Origin of the sequence: Enterobacter cloacae complex sp. 382A5 (assembly GCF_050031095.1) — a bacterium.
In the GTDB taxonomy this organism is placed as follows: Bacteria; Pseudomonadota; Gammaproteobacteria; order Enterobacterales; family Enterobacteriaceae; genus Enterobacter; species Enterobacter cloacae.
In genome coordinates this window covers 2,544,840-2,561,801 of record NZ_JBLGVK010000001.1, presented here as the reverse complement: position 1 = coordinate 2,561,801, position 16,962 = coordinate 2,544,840, and the positions used below count along the sequence as shown (strand labels likewise).

The 16,962-nt window shown below is 52.9% G+C and carries 13 protein-coding genes and 1 pseudogene; 4 read left to right on the top strand and 10 right to left on the bottom strand.

The features are described 5' to 3' along the window. Positions 1-190: 190 nt before the first annotated feature. The 3 genes from ACQG2G_RS12065 to ACQG2G_RS12055 all read right to left on the bottom strand — a co-directional run bounded on the left by ACQG2G_RS12065 (position 191) and on the right by ACQG2G_RS12055 (position 4,739). Positions 191-3,286 (bottom strand): multidrug efflux RND transporter permease subunit, encoded by a 3,096-nt coding sequence (locus ACQG2G_RS12065; RefSeq protein WP_248766535.1) that lies wholly within the window; start codon positions 3,284-3,286, stop codon positions 191-193. A 35-nt stretch (positions 3,287-3,321) separates the two neighbouring features. After that, positions 3,322-4,224, bottom strand: coding sequence for an ABC transporter six-transmembrane domain-containing protein (locus tag ACQG2G_RS12060; RefSeq protein ID WP_040022219.1), 903 nt, complete (start codon positions 4,222-4,224; stop codon positions 3,322-3,324). A 128-nt stretch (positions 4,225-4,352) separates the two neighbouring features. Beyond that, complete coding sequence (locus ACQG2G_RS12055) at positions 4,353-4,739, bottom strand: hypothetical protein (protein ID WP_045294284.1); 387 nt, start codon at positions 4,737-4,739, stop codon at positions 4,353-4,355. 315 nt (positions 4,740-5,054) lie between these two features. On the opposite strand from ACQG2G_RS12055, the gene ACQG2G_RS12050 reads away from it, so the two are divergent. Both ACQG2G_RS12050 and ACQG2G_RS12045 read left to right on the top strand, forming a co-directional pair. Next, on the top strand, positions 5,055-5,759 hold the full coding sequence (locus ACQG2G_RS12050; protein WP_061771595.1) for a response regulator: 705 nt from the start codon (positions 5,055-5,057) through the stop codon (positions 5,757-5,759). Continuing rightward, complete coding sequence (locus ACQG2G_RS12045) at positions 5,756-6,823, top strand: ATP-binding protein (RefSeq protein ID WP_029883563.1); 1,068 nt, start codon at positions 5,756-5,758, stop codon at positions 6,821-6,823. Before ACQG2G_RS12050 ends, ACQG2G_RS12045 begins: the two co-directional genes overlap by 4 nt. A gap of 12 nt (positions 6,824-6,835) precedes the next feature. On the opposite strand, the gene ACQG2G_RS12040 is transcribed toward ACQG2G_RS12045, so the two are convergent. The 7 genes and pseudogenes from ACQG2G_RS12040 to ACQG2G_RS12010 all read right to left on the bottom strand — a co-directional run. Next, positions 6,836-7,750 (bottom strand): ATP-grasp fold amidoligase family protein, encoded by a 915-nt coding sequence (locus ACQG2G_RS12040; protein WP_061771594.1) that lies wholly within the window; start codon positions 7,748-7,750, stop codon positions 6,836-6,838. 197 nt (positions 7,751-7,947) lie between these two features. Further along, positions 7,948-8,754: a putrescine export ABC transporter ATP-binding protein SapF gene (sapF, locus tag ACQG2G_RS12035; RefSeq protein WP_013096393.1), complete on the bottom strand. Its 807-nt coding sequence runs from the start codon at positions 8,752-8,754 to the stop codon at positions 7,948-7,950. Position 8,755: 1 nt separating this feature from the next. After that, positions 8,756-9,748 carry a putrescine export ABC transporter ATP-binding protein SapD gene (gene sapD / locus ACQG2G_RS12030; RefSeq protein WP_061771593.1) on the bottom strand — a complete coding sequence of 331 codons (993 nt, stop codon included), beginning with the start codon at positions 9,746-9,748 and terminating at the stop codon, positions 8,756-8,758. After that, positions 9,748-10,638 (bottom strand): putrescine export ABC transporter permease SapC, encoded by an 891-nt coding sequence (gene sapC / locus ACQG2G_RS12025; RefSeq protein WP_020690956.1) that lies wholly within the window; start codon positions 10,636-10,638, stop codon positions 9,748-9,750. The genes sapD and sapC overlap by 1 nt, the downstream gene beginning before the upstream one ends. Beyond that, entirely contained in the window at positions 10,625-11,590 is a 966-nt protein-coding gene (gene sapB / locus ACQG2G_RS12020) for a putrescine export ABC transporter permease SapB (RefSeq protein ID WP_013096396.1), read from the bottom strand. Before sapB ends, sapC begins: the two co-directional genes overlap by 14 nt. Further along, a complete protein-coding gene (gene sapA / locus ACQG2G_RS12015) occupies positions 11,587-13,227 on the bottom strand; it encodes an ABC transporter substrate-binding protein SapA (protein ID WP_061771592.1) in 1,641 nt (546 codons plus the stop codon). Before sapA ends, sapB begins: the two co-directional genes overlap by 4 nt. A 66-nt stretch (positions 13,228-13,293) precedes the next feature. Continuing rightward, positions 13,294-13,461: pseudogene (locus tag ACQG2G_RS12010) on the bottom strand (site-specific integrase); the annotation flags it as partial. A gap of 469 nt (positions 13,462-13,930) precedes the next feature. Here ACQG2G_RS12010 and ACQG2G_RS12005 point away from each other — a divergent pair. Together ACQG2G_RS12005 and ACQG2G_RS12000 are read left to right on the top strand one after the other, a co-directional pair. Then, entirely contained in the window at positions 13,931-15,655 is a 1,725-nt protein-coding gene (locus tag ACQG2G_RS12005) for a type I secretion system permease/ATPase (RefSeq protein ID WP_080453033.1), read from the top strand. After that, entirely contained in the window at positions 15,648-16,961 is a 1,314-nt protein-coding gene (locus tag ACQG2G_RS12000) for an HlyD family type I secretion periplasmic adaptor subunit (RefSeq protein WP_061771591.1), read from the top strand. The genes ACQG2G_RS12005 and ACQG2G_RS12000 overlap by 8 nt, the downstream gene beginning before the upstream one ends. Position 16,962 lies beyond the last annotated feature (1 nt).

The following is a 16,962-nucleotide window of genomic DNA, read 5'->3' as shown; positions in this document are numbered from 1 at the left end:
AGCTCGAAATTATAGCCCACTCACTGCCCCTTGTGTCACGCTATTTCTCGCGAATCTCCCGGGAATGAACGCGCGTAAGGGGCTGATATGGGAAACGCGGCTGTGAAAATTTCGGCATTCGTCCAGTATATCACCCGGCGTCAGGTTCACCTCATCCAACCAGCGTCGAAGCGTGATCCCGTAAAGCGTTTCACCTTTTTCTGGCGTGCTCGATGAAACGCGCGACGACAATAAAGAAAACCGGGACGAAGAAAATGGCGAGAAATGTACCGCTAATCATACCGCCGAAAACCCCGGTACCAATGGCATGCTGCGTGCTGTCACTTGCGCCACGGGCCAGCATTAACGGGACAACCCCTAGCGTAAAGGCCAGTGAGGTCATCAGAATAGGGCGCAAGCGTTGCCGGGCAGCCTGTAGCGTTGCTGCCACGATTGTTTCCCCCTCCCGCTGCAGCTGCCTGGCAAACTCGACAATCAGAATGGCGTTTTTTGCAGACAGCCCGATCAGGGTGATCATCCCCACCTTGAAGAAAACATCATTTGTCATGCCGGCAATGTGTACGGCCGCTACCGCACCAATAAGACCCAATGGCACGACCAGCATGACCGCGAAGGGTATAGACCAGCTCTCATAGAGCGCCGCAAGAACCATAAACACAACGAGGATCGACAGCACAATAAGGCCGGGAAGCTGTGACTCAGACGCTTTCTCCTGCAATGAACTCCCGGCCCATTCCCCTGCGATACCCGCAGGCATCTCTCTTGCCAGCGCTTCCATGGTTTTCATTGCCGTACCGCTGGATTCACCCGAGGCAGCACTTCCCGTAATACGTATCGCAGGATAACCCTGATAGCGGTTCAACTGCTGGGGCGCAACGTTCCATGAAAGGGTGGCAAACGTAGAGACCGGCACCATCTGTCCCGTCCGATTTTTTACCGATAAGGCTAACAATTGTTCGGGCTGCATGCGGTAGGGCGCATCGGCCTGAACAATCACCTGTTGAACGCGGCCGTTATTGGTATAGTCATTAACGTAACTGGAGCTCGTGGTCACAGACAAGGTTTGATTAATTTCGTCAAACGAGACGCCCATGGACTCGGCTTTTTCCCGGTCGATCTGAATTGCCAGGCTGGTGCCATCCGGCAGGCCATCTATGTAGACATCATTCAGTTCAGGCCGTTGATTTGCCTGCTGAACAAGGTCATCCGCAGCCTTTTTTAGAGCCTGATATCCCAGTCCTGCACGGTCCTGCAGATAGTAAGTAAATCCGGATGAGGTCCCCATATCCGAAATCGCCGGAGGGAGCAGGCTCATCGTCACGGCATCAGAAACGCTCTCCATGCGCGACTGGATAGCGTTTGCTTCATCCTGTGCGGTGATCCCCTGACGGTTTTTCCAGTCCTTAAGCGTGGTAAAGGCCATGGCCGAGTTGGGGCCAGAACCTGAAAAGCCAAAGCCCAGGATCATAATGTTGCTCTCAATCGCCGGTCGCGATGCAATTTCCTCTTCAAATTTTTCAACCACTTTAAGGGTACGCTGCATGGTTGCATCAGACGGCAGTTGCAGGGATGACATAAAGTAGCCCTGATCTTCATCCGGCAAAAACGAGGAGGGCAAAGACGACAGGCCAGCAAACAGGGCAGCGCAAAGGGCAACATACAGCAGCAGCATGCGGCCCGTTCGTTTTAATACTGCGCCCAGGCTGGAGGCATATACCGCCGTGAGGGCGTGAAAATGCGCGTTAAACCAGGTCGCAAATTTCCCGGCGCCTCCCTTGTTCGCCTCATGGGGCTTGAGTAACGTGGCACAAAGCGCGGGTGTCAGCGTCAGCGCCAGAAAGGCCGATAACAAAATGGAAATGGCCATTGAAATACAGAATTGTCGATAGATGATCCCCACCGATCCCTCAGCAAAGCCCATCGGGATAAACACCGCCGTGAGCACAAGCGTGATACCCGCGATGGCAGGGGTGATTTCCTGCATGGCCTGCCGCGTGGCTTCGCGCGGTGAAAGCGCTTTTTCTTCCATCAGTCTTTCGACGTTTTCAACCACGACGATGGCATCATCAACGATAATACCGATTGCCAGCACCATGCCGAACATGGTCAGAATGTTGATGGAATAACCGCTGAGCAGCATGATCGTAAAGGTGCCCAGGAGCGCCACCGGGGCGACAATCGCCGGAATAAGCGTGCAGCGTATCTTGTGCAGAAAAAGCAGCATGACCAGAAACACCAGCACCATCGCTTCAACAAACGTCTGTACCACCTTCATAATTGAAAGCTTTACGAAGGGTGCCGTATCAAAAGGGACGGTGAAGGTCATTCCCTCCGGAAGCACGTGAGAGAGCTCATCAATGCGCGCCCGCACGCCTGAGGCGGTACTGATGGCATTCGCTCCCGGCGACAGCTGGATTGCGGCTGCCGTCGCCGGGACGCCGTTTTCGCGAATACCGTACGCATAGCTTTGCAGGCCGGATTCAATGCGGGCAACGTCCGACAACTGCAGGCGGGCCCCTGTGGTATCGGATTTAAGGGTAATATGGCTAAATGCCTCGACCGAAGAAAGTTGTCCTTTGACCGTAATCGGATAAGTCACTCCCTGGCCTTCTGTTGCCGGTTCATCGCCCGTTCTGCCGGGGGAAACAATGGTGTTCTGCTGGCTGACTGCCGTAAGTACATCGCTCACCGACAGCCCATAGCTGTGAAGCTTCATCGGATCGAGCCAGATGCGTAGCGCTTTCTCACCACCAAAAAGCTGGACTTTGCCAACCCCCGGCACGCGGCGAAGCTCATCGCTAATATTTCTTGCAAAATAATCGCTCAAATCCGCTTCCTGAAATTTCCCGGAGGTGGATTTTAACCCCACCATCATCAGAAAACTGGCGTTCGCCGCCTCGACGTTAATGCCGTTTTGCCGGACCGACTGAGGTAGACGCGGCTCGACAATTTTTATCTGATTCTGGAGATCCATCTGCGCCAGTTTAATATCTGTGCCTGGCTTAAACGTCACCGTAATTGAGGCTGAACCGGTGGTGTCACTCGAGGATTCAAAATAGAGCAAATTATCCACGCCGGATATTTCACGTTCGATAAGAGAGACGACCGATGTATTCATTACATCAGGGCTGGCACCGGGATACGAGACAGTAATGATAATACCCGGCGGTGCAACGGCCGGATATTGCGCAACCGGCAGCCGGGGAATAGACAACACGCCCATCAAAACAATAAAAAGTGCGACGACCCAGGCGAAAACAGGACGATCAATAAAAAATTGCGGCATGAGGATTACTTCCAGTCAACTAACAGTGAAACGCATTACGGGTGCAGTGCCTCGTCATCGGTCGATACCCGTTTACCGATGTCTCTGAGCTGTGAAAATTTCTCAAGGAGTTGCGGGGCGTCATCCAGGCTTGTCGCAAACATCCACATATAGGTCATCACGGAGTAGATATGACCCGCCGTAATACCCGTCGAGTGGGTCATCAGGATAATGGTCAGCGTAAAAAGCAGGGCGATCAGCGAACCAATCAGTAAATATCCCCACGCTTCGCGGTCAGAGAGTGCAATACGCAAGTGTGCAAGCGTAGAATAATGACGTTTGAGGGTCGCAGAGCCCGCTTTATGTACATAATCCACCTCTTTCTCGAGGCGGTTATTGAGGCGTCTGAACAGCAATTCATTCTTATGGGTGAAACCGGAAACAAATCCCATCAGGATTAAGACGATGATGGCGCAGACGATGCCAGCCCAGAATTCAATGATCAGCAGCATAATGGCTGCACCAAAAAGCGAACTCATTGAGGTAATGAGCATGGGCAGATGCATTTCAAAGAAATCCACGAACTCACGCGATAAGGTAACTCTCGCCGCGATTGTCGAATGATTAAGCTGGTATTTTCGCTGAGCCAGCACCACAGAGACCGCTAGCCCGGCGTAAATCCGTGCGAAGGTGCGCGTGTCCACGCTGCGCCTGGCGGCACCAATGCACCAGATAAACAGGACCATTAGCCCATACAGTGCAGCGCTCACGGTATCCCCGGCGAGAATGGCATTTATCGCGATCCCCGCAAGTACGGGATAGAGTAAAAAGGTCACATTTTCGGCAATAACCAGAAAGAAGGTAATAAACAGCTTCTTGCGGTGCCGCACGGCAAGTGCCTTGAGCGAGCCAACTACCCCGGAAACGACCGGAGGACGATGAGTATTTTTAAGGATCATATTTTTCGAGTTATTAATGCCAGAGAGCAGGGGAATTCCGTCAGGAATTTATCCATTAACCGTTACTTTATACAGCGCATGTTTAGTACTGATGTGCGATTTGTGGAGGTTATATGGAGACAGTAAACTTAAATCATCCTTAACATGAGATAAATGGGTGAGCCAACAAAAAATATAATGAGAAAACATTCGCAGTAAAACACCAGATCGGCGATATCAGGTGCGATGTTTAACAAAATACTGAAAATGATGATCAGGTAGATAATAATCAATGCCAGGCACAGGGCCATGACAAGGAGTTCCGTCAATCCGCCTCCTTTATGTTGAATCGCAAGAAAAAACGATGTCGCTGCGATACAACCATAAATAACAGGTGAGGAGATAATGGTTGCCGCCACTTTTTCATCGACTTCATGTATCAGGATCATCCAAAGATGCAATAATCCCCACGATACAATAAGAAACAAACATGACGTGCCAATGTTAGCAGGTGAGACATATCTATTAATATTCATGGTGAGTGTCTTCGAGTATTAATGAAAGCAATTGATAGACCGGGGTGCGTGCGAGAAGTTCAACGGTTTATTCTCTTTGGTCGTTTTTTTTCTGAATAAAAAAGATTACGTCTGTATATGGAGTATTTATTTCCGAAATGTGGAGGAAGTGTGGAGACAATAACCTAAGGGGGTTCGGTTGTGGCAGAAATGTTTATAAAAAGTCGTCGCCCAACGGCACTTTTTTGTCGTGCGTGGGTCTTAGACTTTTATAAAATGACGTATAGCGTATTTTCTCAACATAATAGAGACGCTTTCAGTTCCTGTGGAGATAAAATGTACAAAAATAATTTAATCCTTGTCGCCGAAGATGAAGATGAAATCGCCGATATACTGATGAGCTACCTGCAGCGGGCTGGGATGAAAACGTTAAGGGCAACTGACGGTGAGCAGGCGATAAACCTGACGCGTCTGCATAAACCGGATCTCATTTTGCTGGATATCCAGTTGCCGGTATTTGATGGCTGGAGCGTTCTTACCACGCTGCGCCGGGAGAGTACGGTGCCTGTTATTATGGTCACCGCCCTCGATCAGGATGTTGATAAACTGATGGGATTGCGCCTGGGCGCTGACGACTACGTGATCAAGCCTTTCAATCCCTCTGAAGTTGTCGCACGAGTCGAAGCCGTACTGCGCAGGACGAAGGCTCACGTTCAACAGGTGGCTGCAATGCCGCTCAGGACGCCCTTCATCACGGTCTACCCGGATGATTTCTATATAGAAGTTGCGGTGGGGGAAGAGGTGGTTTGCCCGGTATTGACCACCACAGAATTTAAATTGCTGACTTACCTGGTCAGGAACCCAAGAAAGGTCTGCTCCCGTGAGGAATTACTTAACGCCTGCCTGCCGGAAGGCGATACCTTAGACAGAACGGTCGACAGCCACATGAGCAAACTGCGTAAAAAACTGGAGCTTGCAGGTCTTCATGGTGTGCCAGAAAGCATTAGAGGAATGGGCTACCGGCTGGGAGAAAAAAAATGAGCAGAGAATCTGTTCTGAGCCGCCAGATTCTGACCTACATGTTAACGCTGGCATTGATGATTATTGCCATCGCTATCCTGGGGTCCTGGCTGTTTTACAGCTTCGTACTCGATTACCTTCCGGGCGGCGTAGCGGCCGGTAACGATGAAAATATGACGATGTGGGACTGGGTGTGGATCGTGACGGTCTCTGCAATCAGTGTGATGATTTCCCTCTTTTTAACCGTAAAGCTGTCATCGCGTATCCTCACGCCATTAAACGCGGTAGCCACAAGCCTGAAACGCATCTCGCAGGGCGAGCTGGATGCCAGGGCCTGGTGCGCCAGTTCCCGGCTTGGCGAGATAAATCATCTCGTCAACGACTTCAACGAAATGGCTGAAAAATTACAGACGCTGGACAGTCAACGTAAATCCTGGAATGCGGCGATTGCGCATGAGTTGAGAACGCCCGTCACAATTTTACGCGGGCGGCTTCAGGGGCTCGTCGACGGTGTTTTTACGCCGGAACCCGTTCTGTTTAATAACCTGCTTAAACAAACCGAAGGGTTGGCGCGGCTGATAGAAGATCTCCGGGTTGTCAGCTCAGACGGCGGTGCCGGCTATACGTTATACAAGAGTGAAATCGATCTGAAGGAAACCCTCGAAACGGCGCTGGAAACCTTCAGACCCGAGTTTGAGCGTAAGCAATTTACTCTTCGTACCGAACTTAAAGCCCAGCGGTGTCTCTGCGATCCGCTACGTATTAATCAGTGCTTAACCGTGCTGTTCGACAATGCGCTGCATTATTCGACATCACGTAAACTCATCGTAAAAAATGGCGTGTTTGGCAGAGAAAATTACATTCTGATTCAGGACGAAGGGCCGGGCATTCCGCGCGAATTTCATGATTTTCTCTTCCAGCCCTTTCAGCGGGATAAAGGAGCCAGACAATTGAATCCTGAAGGGTGTGGTTTAGGGCTGTCGGTGGTCAAAGCCATCATGTCTGCGCACGGTGGCGATGTCACCTATGTATTGACGAAGCAAAACCACTCCCTCTTCAAATTAACATGGCCGAACGCGTCGTAACTGCGTACAGGCTCAAATGAGCCTGTTTGCGACGGGCGTCATTTGCCACATTTCACCTAACCTGGCATCCCATTCCGGCGGCGTGATAGTGAGTTTGCCCCGTTTCGGGCTTAACGTTATCTCACTGAAGTAGATCTCGTCCCGGGTGAGCATGAGATCGACACGGCAATAGTCAATCCCCAGGGCCAGCTCTTGCGCCGCCAGCAGCGCTTCCTGATAAGAGGCAGGCTTGGGTATGTCCTGCGGAGTGTTGGGATATTCCATCTGGAAAGGCTGCAACTGCCAGTGGCGATCGTAAACGTTGATAAAACCATTGCCGCTTTCGTCGGTGAAATCAGCTTCCATAAACTGCGCGACACCGTGGAAACAATGAATCCTCAACATCTCGGGTGTTGTGTTTTTGTCCGTGTCATTAAAGAGATCGATATACTTCTCGCACAGAATAACAGGAGGGATGTTTTTATATTGCCATTCCCGTGTGGTGTAATATAAATTTCTCTTTAATGCCAGTCGGAGTTTGTTTTGCGATTTTTTAAGGTCAAATTCAGCTTTGTTTGTGCATATGATCGCGCTTCCACTGTCATGGTTGCACTTTAACACAAATTTATGCGGCAGTTTCGTCATGTCGATGTGCTCAACGCGACGGTATACGCCAATCAATGGAACGATTTTTAGACGTTGCGTTCTCGACAGGACATATTCCCGCACAGCCAGTTTATCCGCCAGCATTGTATAGTGCGCATTATGGTCATAGACCAGACGATGACAAATTTTTTCGTTCAGGGTGGCAGGTGATTTTATATCAAATGTGTCGCCGTGGGTTGCTTTGAGACGGGACAGATGAAAGTTAATGTCTGATATTAAATAAGACCGATACTTCCTGAGCAGATACTCAAGGTGTTTTAAATAATATGTGGTTTTGTTCATTCTTTCCTCCGGAATATCTGCATATTCTGAAGGAGAAGGATTGATTCTTATTGCCTGGAGTATGGAGGAAAAATGGAGAGCCGCTTATAAAGCGGATGGCGATGTGCAACGCAAAATAAAAGGATTAAACGACCTGTTTAATCCTTTGAAGTCCTGAGTCGAAATATTCGCTGTCGCGGGAGACGCCTGACGGGCGGTTACCGATCCTTTCTCCATGCATCAGCAGTTAGCGCTTCACCAAAATGTCCGGCAATCAGGCGTTTTGTTAAATCGTGGAGTGGGGAGGCCAGCACATCCGCCGTGCTGCCGCGCTCGACAACTTCACCCTGATGCATGACCATCACCTGGTCGCTGATGTGTTTCATCATGCCAAGATGTTGGGTCACGTAGATATAAGAGATCCCCTGTTTTTCCTGCAGTTCCAGCATCAGGTTAATTAACTGCGAACGCATCGACATATCCAGTGAGGCGAGGGCTTCGTCAGCAATAATCACCTTCGGGCGCAAAATCAGGGCGCGCGCCAGCCCCAGACGCTGCTTCTGTCCAGGAGCCAGCATATGCGGATAGTAACTTTCGTGATCGGGCAGCAGTCCGACCATACGCAGGGTTTCAAAGATACGTTTACGACGAGCGTCAGGCTCCAGATCGGTATTCAGCCGCAGCGGGAAATCCAGGATCTGCGAAATACGCTGGCGCGGATTGAGCGAGGTGGAGGGATCCTGGAAGATCATGCGGATGCGCTGGCTGCGGAAGGAGTAATCGCCGAATGCCAGCGGATGATCGTCAATCAGCACTTCACCGCCGCTTGGCTCAACCATGCCCGCCAGCATCTTAGCCAGCGTGGATTTGCCGGAACCATTCTCGCCAATAATCGCCAGCGTCTGTTTTTCGCGCAGCGTAAAGCTCAGCGGTTTCACCGCTTCCACGGTCTGGCGATGGAACAGCCCGGTGCGGTAGCGAAAGGTCTTACTCAGGTTGCGTACTTCCAGTAAGGTTTCGACCATTTCACTCTCTCTCCATGTTCAGCGGGAAATGACAGGCGTAAAGATGGTTTTTCGCCCCCGTCAGACGCGGCGTTTCAATACACTTACGCTGAGCATACGGGCAACGTGGCCCAAGACGACAGCCCATCGGCAATGATTCCAGAAGCGGGATCGCACCCGGCAGCGTGTTCAGACGGCTCTTGTGCGGCATGGCGCTGCCAAAATCCGGGATCGCACGAATCAGCGCCTGGGTGTAGGGGTGGTGCGGCGTGGTGATCAGATCTTCACTGGGGGCGGTTTCCACCGTTTGCCCACAGTACATCACATCAATTTTATCCGCCCATTTGCTGAGCATTTGCAGGTCGTGACTGATCAGCAAAATGGTGGTGTTGTTATTCTGATTCAGCCGCGTCAGCAGACGGAATATCTGCGCCTGCGTGGTCGGCTCCATCGCGTTTGTTGGTTCATCCGCAATCAACAGGCGCGGCTGATTGGCCAGCGCGATGGCGATCATCACTTTCTGGCATTCACCGTCGGTGAGTTCGTAGGGGAAACTGCGCATTGCGTCTTTATGATCTTTGATCCCGACGCGGTGCAGCAGCTCAATGGCGCGGCGTTTGCGCCAGCCGAAACGCTGCCACCAGCGGCCTTTATAGGTCCAGCCGGGGATATTTTGCATCAGCTGCTTACCTACGCGCTCGGACGGGTCAAGGCAGGATTGTGGCTCCTGGAAAATCATCGAGACGTTATGGCCGACCAGCTTGCGACGCTCGCGCGGAGAAAGGCGCAGCAGGTCGATATCATCAAACCGCATGCGGTCGGCGGTGACGCGCCAGTTGTCCTTCGCTACACCACAAATGGCTTTGGCGATGAGGCTTTTCCCGGAGCCGGATTCGCCCACCAGCCCGCGAATTTCACCTTCAGCAAGGGTAATGCTGATTCGATCGACAGCCTTAACCCAGCCCTCACCGGTTTTAAACTCGATGGTGAGGTTACGGATATCAAGAAGCGGCATTATTGCACCCCCGCATTAATTGCGCGGCGAATACCGTCGCCCAGCAGGTTAATCAGCAACACGCTGACCATAATGGCCGCACCCGGTAACATAACTGTCCACGGGGCGACGTAGATAAGCTCCAGCGCATCTCCCAGCATCGCACCCCATTCCGGTGACGGCAGTTGGGCACCCAAATCGAGGAAACCCAGCGCAGCGATATCCAGTATCGCCATCGACAGGGCGCGGGTGATCTCGGTGACCAGCCCGGCTGCGATATTCGGCAGGACGGCAAACCAGAGAATATTCAGCGTGGTGGCACCGTCCAGACGGGCAGCAACAACATACTCTTTCTCCAGTTCGTCATGCACCATGCTGTACACAGAGCGAACGATACGGGGCAGGATAGCCAGCCACACGGCAAACATGGCATGCGTCAGGTGCGGCCCGGCAAAGGCCACTACAATGATCGCCAGCAGCAGCGATGGGATAGAGAGCAGGGTGTCCAGAATGTGATTCAGCACCGCCGAGCGCAGACCGTGGGTGGAGCCAGCAAAAATGCCCAGCGCCAGACCGCAAACTGTGGCGGCAAGCGTCACCACAAACGCGCCACCCACCGTTGGGGCGGCACCGCTCAGCAGGCGGCTCAGCACATCACGGCCCAGATCGTCGGTGCCCAGGAAGAAGGAAACCTCCCCATAGCGTGACCACGACGGGGGCAACAATTGATAGCCGAGGAACTGCTGGTCGATACCGTACGGCGCAAACCACGATCCAAATACGCACAGCAAGACCAGACCGGCACAGCCGTACAGGCCGATCATTGCCGTGGTGTCACCATAGAATTTACGCCACACGGTACGTAGCGCACCGGGCGTGCGCTTTTCACTGTATACGCTATCGTAAGGCATACCATTCCTTATGCTTCAACGGGTTGGCCATTGCACCCAAAATATCGGAAATCACGTTAACAATAATCACCAGCGAACCAATCACCATGACGCCTGCTGAAATGGCGGCGTAATCCTGCTGACGAATGGCGTTAATGAGCCACCGGCCCAGACCTGGCCAGCTAAAGACCATCTCGGTGATCATCGCCAGGGTCAGCATGGTCGAAAACTGCAGCCCAAGGCGCGGAATGACAGGCGGGAGCGCGTTATGCAGTACGTGACGACGCAAGATAGTCAGGCGTGAGAGACCGCGCGTGGCCGCAGCTTTAACGTAGTTCTGATCAAACACTTCCATGGTGCTCAGGCGCATCAGGCGGATCACTTCGGTTGTGGGTGCCACCGCAAGCGTTAGCACCGGCAACACCATATGGCGCAGGGCGCTGACGATCATTTCGTGACGCCAGACGGAGTCAGAGAGCCATGCATCAATAATGGCGAAACCGGTCACCGATTTAACCGTGTAGAGGAGGTCAAAGCGGCCTGAAACCGGCAGCCAGCCCATTGTCAGAGAGAAGAACAACGTCAGCAACAGCGCCAGCCAGAAGACCGGGATAGAAAAGCCGAGCAGGGCGAGGGCGCTGATAAATTTATCCTGCCATTTATTGCGATAAATCCCCGCCAGCATGCCCACCGGAATTCCCACCATCAGGGCAAAGCCGAAGGCCAGAATGCAGAGCTCCATCGTGGCCGGGAACACGTCTTTCAACTGCTCAGAGATAAGCTGTCCGTTGATACTGGAGACGCCAAAATCCCAGTGCAACAGGCCGTTGAACCAGAACAGCCAGGCATCCCACAGCGACGATCCCTGAAGCGGGGCGTGCGGCGTAAAGTAGCTCAGGCTGAAGCCCACGAAGGTCAGTAAAAAGAGCGTCACCAGCAGTAACAGGAGTCGACGCAAGGTAAAAATGATCATGGTTTTTTCACCTCTTGTTCTTTTTCACGGTCGACCCCGGCGAAGGAGGCGTTGCCAAACGGGCTCAGTACCAGGCCTTTAATATCGTAACGATAGGCCTGCAGACGCAGGGAAGAGGCCAGCGGCAGCACGGGAAGTTCCTTAGCGAGGATCTTTTGCGCTTCATCATAGGCATCAATGCGTGACGAGAGCTGTTGTGACGCCAGCGCTTTTTGCAGAACGGCGTCAAACTCGCGGTTGCACCAGTGAGCGTAGTTGGTCTGTGAGTTTATTGCCGCGCAGCTTAACAACGGACGGAAGAAACTGTCCGGGTCGTTACTGTCAGTCGCCCAGCCCGTCAGCGTGAGGTCATGGTTCATATCCATCAGGCGCGCTTCCTGGAAACGCCCTTCAACCGGAACGATGATCACTTTTACACCGACCTGCGCCATATCAGCCTGCAGCAGCTCGGCGGTTTTCAGTGGGCTAGGGTTCCATGCCTGAGAGCTGGTCGGTACCCAGAGCTGCAGCGTCAGGTTTTCAGCACCCAACGCTTTAAGCTGTTCGCGTGCTTTTGCCGGATTGTATTCCGTGATTTTGGCTTCACCGTCATACGCCCACGAGGCGCGCGGTAAAATAGAGGCGGCGGTTTCCGCGGTGCCGTAATAAATGGACTGCATCAAACGCTGGTTGTTAATGGCCAGCGCCAGCGCATGACGAACTGCCGGGTTATTCAGCGGTGGCTTATCGGTGTTAAAAGCAAGATAAGCAATGTTCATACCCGGGCGAAGCGTCAGGCGCAGGCGCGGATCGTCGCGTAAAATAGTGAGCTGGCTGGCGGCAGGCCAGGCCAGCACGTCACATTCGCCGGTCAGCAGCTTTGAGAGCCGTCCTGTACCGCCAGACCCGAGGTCGACCACAACCTGCGGCATCAGCGGCGTGCCGCGCCAGAAGTGTTCGTGGCGCTGCAGGCGAATATATTGCCCGGCGCGGTATTCGGCCAGCTGGAACGGACCGGTGCCGACCGGCTGGCGGTCAAGCAGCTCCTGACGATCCTGCTTGTTCAGCTTTGCCGCGTACTCAGCGGACATGACGGACGCATAGTGGGTCGCCAGATGCCAGAGGAAAGAGGCATCCGGGCGCGTCAGGGAAAATTCAACCGTCCGGTTATCCAGTTTGCGCACGCTTTTAACGGTGTCGGCAAACTGCAGGCTGTCGAAATAGGGGAAGTTCCCCCCGTTGACGTTATGCCAGGGGTGATGGCGGTTGAAGATACGCTGGAACGTAAAGACCACATCGTCTGCATTCAGCTTGCGCGTGGGGGTAAACCACGGCGTATGCTGAAACGCAACGTCATCACGCAGACGGAAACGGTAAGTTGCGCCGTTGTCCAGCACCTCCCAGCTTTCCGCCAGCTCCGGCACCAGACGGTAGGTGTACGGATCAACATCAAGCAGACGGTCGTAAAGCTGAGCGGCGAGAGTATCCACAATCAGGCCGCTGCCCGCTTTTTGTGGGTTGAAGGTATCAACCTGTCCGCTGACGCAGTAGACGAAGCCACTGTCACGAATATCAGGCTGCTCAGCTGGCTCGGGGGCAGCAAAGGCCTGGCTACTGAACAGACTGAGTGCAAAAAAGGACGATAAAACCAGACGCATAATTTTTAAGGTATGATATGTTAAGTGGCTATCTTACTAATATTAAACGAAATTATCCAGTGTCGTTTATCCCTGAGGGCATCCTGGGGGCAGTAGCGTTTGCAGTCGCTCATTCAGCATACCAACCTGATCGGCATTCATACCGACTCTCCACTTTGAATATACCTCATAAACCATCTTAGCATTTTCATGCCCTGTCTGACTCGCTATAAACGAAGGATTCGCCCCCGACAGACCGTATGCGGTTAGCAACTGTGTGCGTGATTGGCTGATGGAACTCACGACGGACATCTTCCCGTTACCTCGCGATGCGATATTGGGTGGGCAATAAATCCCCTATAATAAAGTGCGCGCTGTTTATCCTGTGCAAGCATGATGCGATGGCGTGAATTATTATTGAGTCGATGTATTACAATAAGAAATATTCACTAAACGTATACTTGCTTAATTAATGGTTGCGTTACGAGTAATGTTGATTTATATACTGACCCTCTGTTCCTGCAATTTGGCAGGGCGAAAGAAAAAAGAATAAAATGAATCATCATAACATCTAAGAAAATTACAGTTTTCTGTTGGGGCATACCGAACGGCACTGCGTCTGATTGTCTGCTTTTTTATATTTAATGTTAAATCTTTTTCATCATGGACGTCTCGCGTCTTTCTCATGGCATGAGAAGTGACCAAAACATCAGAGAGTTAGGGAATGATTGAACCTTTGGGGCTCATTAAGAATTTTGCACGCGTTCGCACGCGCATATTCGTGACGATTGCGTTTTTCTCATCGGTCATAAATATACTGATGCTGGCACCATCTATTTATATGTTGCAGGTTTACGATCGCGCGCTGTCATCCGGGAATACCACAACGCTTTTTATGTTGACGCTGCTGGTGTTATTTATGTTTGCCGTCATGGCACTCCTTGATTACGCGCGTGGCATCGTCATCATCCGATTGGGTAATCAATTTGATAATGCGCTTTCACCTGCACTCTATACCGCTGCATGTGAAAGTAATCTCGTTAAGCACAGCCCGAATGCCGGGCAGGCTATCAGCGACCTCACCGTTATACGCCAGTTTGTTACCGGCCCGGCGTTATTTGCGGTTTTTGATTCCATTTGGTTTCCCGTTTACCTCGGCGTTATTTTTCTTTTTAACACCTGGCTCGGGGTGTTCTCGCTTTCAGGCGCATGTCTGCTGCTGGCCCTGGCGTTTATTAACGAAAAAACGACGCGTCAGCTTTTGAATGAAGCGGGGGGGTATGCCTTGATCTCAAATCACCAGGCTAACAGCTCCTTACAATCTGCTGAGACGCTGCATGCCCTGGGGATGACTGACAACGTTAAGGCGCGCTGGTGGCGCGGACATCAACAGTTCCTTTATTGCCAGAGTGCGGCCAGTGAAGGCGCTGTATTGATGTCTGCCGTCACCAAAACCGTACGCATGGCGCTTCAGTCCCTGATGTTGGGGCTGGGCTGCTGGCTGGCGATTCTGGGAGACATCTCGCCGGGTATGATGATCGCGGGCTCAATTTTGCTCGGAAGAGCGCTGTCACCGGTGGAACAACTCATCAGCGTGTCGAAAGGCTACCGGTCAGCTCGTCTGGCATGGGAACGCGTGGTTCGTCTGACGGGAGACTTTCCCCCGGCGCAGGAGAGCATACGCCTGCCGGCTGCGCAGGGAGTGCTTACGGTGGAGAATGTCACCGTTTTCCCTCCGGGAAACCCCCGGCAACCCATACTGCAAAACATCACTCTGCGGGTAAACCCGGGTGAGGTGCTGGGAATTGTGGGAGCCAGTGCATCGGGGAAATCCTGTCTCGCCAGAGTGTTGTGCGGTGTCTGGCCTGCCGGAGAGGGGGATGTCAGGCTGGATGGGGCAGATATTTACCAGTGGCAGAAGCAGACGCCGGGTCCCGGAATCGGCTACTTGCCGCAGGACGTTACGCTTTTCACGGGAACCCTCGCTGAGAATATTGCCCAGTTTGGGGAGATTGATTCAACGCAACTGATCGCCACGGCAAAGCAGGCCGGGATCCACGACATGATTTTGCGTATGCCTGACGGGTATAACACCCTGACTGGCGAGCAGGGTATGGCCCTGTCGGGTGGGCAAAAACAGCGCATTGGCCTGGCCCGGGCGCTGTACGGCAATCCGGCACTGGTGATCCTTGATGAGCCCAACGCTCACCTCGATGAATCGGGTGAGCAGGCTTTGCAGCAGGTTATCCGGCAGCTCCGGCAGCAGAAAAAAAGCGTCGTCATCATTTCTCATCGTCCGGGAATATTGCCGCTGACCAGCCATCTGCTCGTCCTCGAAGGCGGAAAAACCAAGCTTTATGGCCCAACGGCACAACTCTTACAGCAGTCAGCTCGCCCGGTAAATAAGACACACAGCGTCCCTGCTGAACAAGGAAGAGTCCATGCATAATAGCGATGCGCAGAAGACGCCCCTTGTTGACGTCGTTCCGTTTGTCCGTCTTGGCTGGGTAGTGTTGCTGGCAGGTCTGGGATCTTTCTTGCTCTGGGCGGCAGTGGCGCCGCTGGATAAAGGTGTTGTTTCCACCGGAACCGTGGTGGTGGACGGCTACCGTAAGGCCGTTCAGGCACCCACAGGCGGTGTGGTGACAAGCATCGCCGTCAAAGAGGGGCAGACGGTACATAAAGGCGACCTGCTGGTGCTGCTCAGCCAGCAATCGACGCTCGCCCAACTCTCCGCTGCGCGCCAGCATTATCTGACGTCGCTCATTGCTGAAAGCCGCCTGCAGTCTGAGCTGGCGGGCATGCAAACGCTGACGTTGCCTCCTGAGACAGAAGACGAAGCCCTGCGGGATGCGATCAAGCCCATAGTGGCTCAGCAACGCCAGCTTATGCATGCCCGGCAGGAGGCGCTGAAAAATGCTCAGGAAAACGACGCTCAGGCCATTGCAGGGCTGGCTCGCCAGCGCGATTCGCTTGCCAGAACCTGCGAGACGAAAGCGCAAGGGCTTGCACTGTTAAATCGTCAACTCAAAGACCTGAAACCACTAATGGAAGAGGGCTATTTCCCCCGTAACCGCTATCTCGATATCCAGGTGCAATCGGCGTCTCTGGCGGGCGAGGTGGGTGAAACCCGCAGCAAAATCGTAGAGTTAGGGAATCAGATCGCCCAGCTCAAACGCGGCATGCAGCAGCGGTTGATTGATAACCGGAAAGATATTGAAACGCAAATTGACCAGCTTCGCCTGCAGGTCAGCGAGAGCAAAAAACAGCTGACGCTCTCCGGTGTCGATCTCTCCCTGACCCGCGTTGTCGCACCGCAGGATGGTGTGGTAATGAACCTCGCGCTTGCCAGCGACAGCGCGGTGGTGAGTGCGGGCGAGCAGCTACTGGAAATTGTCCCGCAGGCCTCCCCCCTGATTATCGACTCACAAATTGACGTCGCCCTGATCGATAAAGTCCATAAGGGCATGCCCGTTACCCTGATGTTTACCGCCTTCAACCAGCAAAGCACGCCGAAAATCCCGGCCCGGGTATCGCTGGTATCAGCGGATCGCCAGACCGATCCCACCACCCAGCAGCCGTACTACAAGATTCAGATCGCTGTTACGCCGGAGGGGATGAAAAAGCTGAAGAGCGAGGAGGTTAAACCGGGTATGCCAGTAGAGGTCTTTATTAAAGCCGGAGAGCGCTCGCTGTTGAGCTATCTGCTGAAACCCATTGTGGATCGTGCATCGCGGTCGTTCATCGAGGAGTAAA

Excerpts from the sequence above, each read along its gene's own strand:
- sapC (WP_020690956.1), bottom strand. The coding sequence starts at position 10,638 with ATGCCTTACGATAGCGTATACAGTGAAAAGCGCACGCCCGGTGCGCTA.
- ACQG2G_RS12040 (WP_061771594.1), bottom strand. The coding sequence starts at position 7,750 with ATGAACAAAACCACATATTATTTAAAACACCTTGAGTATCTGCTCAGG.
- ACQG2G_RS12065 (WP_248766535.1), bottom strand. The coding sequence starts at position 3,286 with ATGCCGCAATTTTTTATTGATCGTCCTGTTTTCGCCTGGGTCGTCGCA.
- ACQG2G_RS12050 (WP_061771595.1), top strand. The coding sequence starts at position 5,055 with ATGTACAAAAATAATTTAATCCTTGTCGCCGAAGATGAAGATGAAATC.
- ACQG2G_RS12060 (WP_040022219.1), bottom strand. The coding sequence starts at position 4,224 with ATGATCCTTAAAAATACTCATCGTCCTCCGGTCGTTTCCGGGGTAGTT.
- sapA (WP_061771592.1), bottom strand. The coding sequence starts at position 13,227 with ATGCGTCTGGTTTTATCGTCCTTTTTTGCACTCAGTCTGTTCAGTAGC.
- sapD (WP_061771593.1), bottom strand. The coding sequence starts at position 9,748 with ATGCCGCTTCTTGATATCCGTAACCTCACCATCGAGTTTAAAACCGGT.
- ACQG2G_RS12000 (WP_061771591.1), top strand. The coding sequence starts at position 15,648 with ATGCATAATAGCGATGCGCAGAAGACGCCCCTTGTTGACGTCGTTCCG.
- ACQG2G_RS12005 (WP_080453033.1), top strand. The coding sequence starts at position 13,931 with ATGATTGAACCTTTGGGGCTCATTAAGAATTTTGCACGCGTTCGCACG.
- sapF (WP_013096393.1), bottom strand. The coding sequence starts at position 8,754 with ATGGTCGAAACCTTACTGGAAGTACGCAACCTGAGTAAGACCTTTCGC.
- ACQG2G_RS12055 (WP_045294284.1), bottom strand. The coding sequence starts at position 4,739 with ATGAATATTAATAGATATGTCTCACCTGCTAACATTGGCACGTCATGT.
- sapB (WP_013096396.1), bottom strand. The coding sequence starts at position 11,590 with ATGATCATTTTTACCTTGCGTCGACTCCTGTTACTGCTGGTGACGCTC.
- ACQG2G_RS12045 (WP_029883563.1), top strand. The coding sequence starts at position 5,756 with ATGAGCAGAGAATCTGTTCTGAGCCGCCAGATTCTGACCTACATGTTA.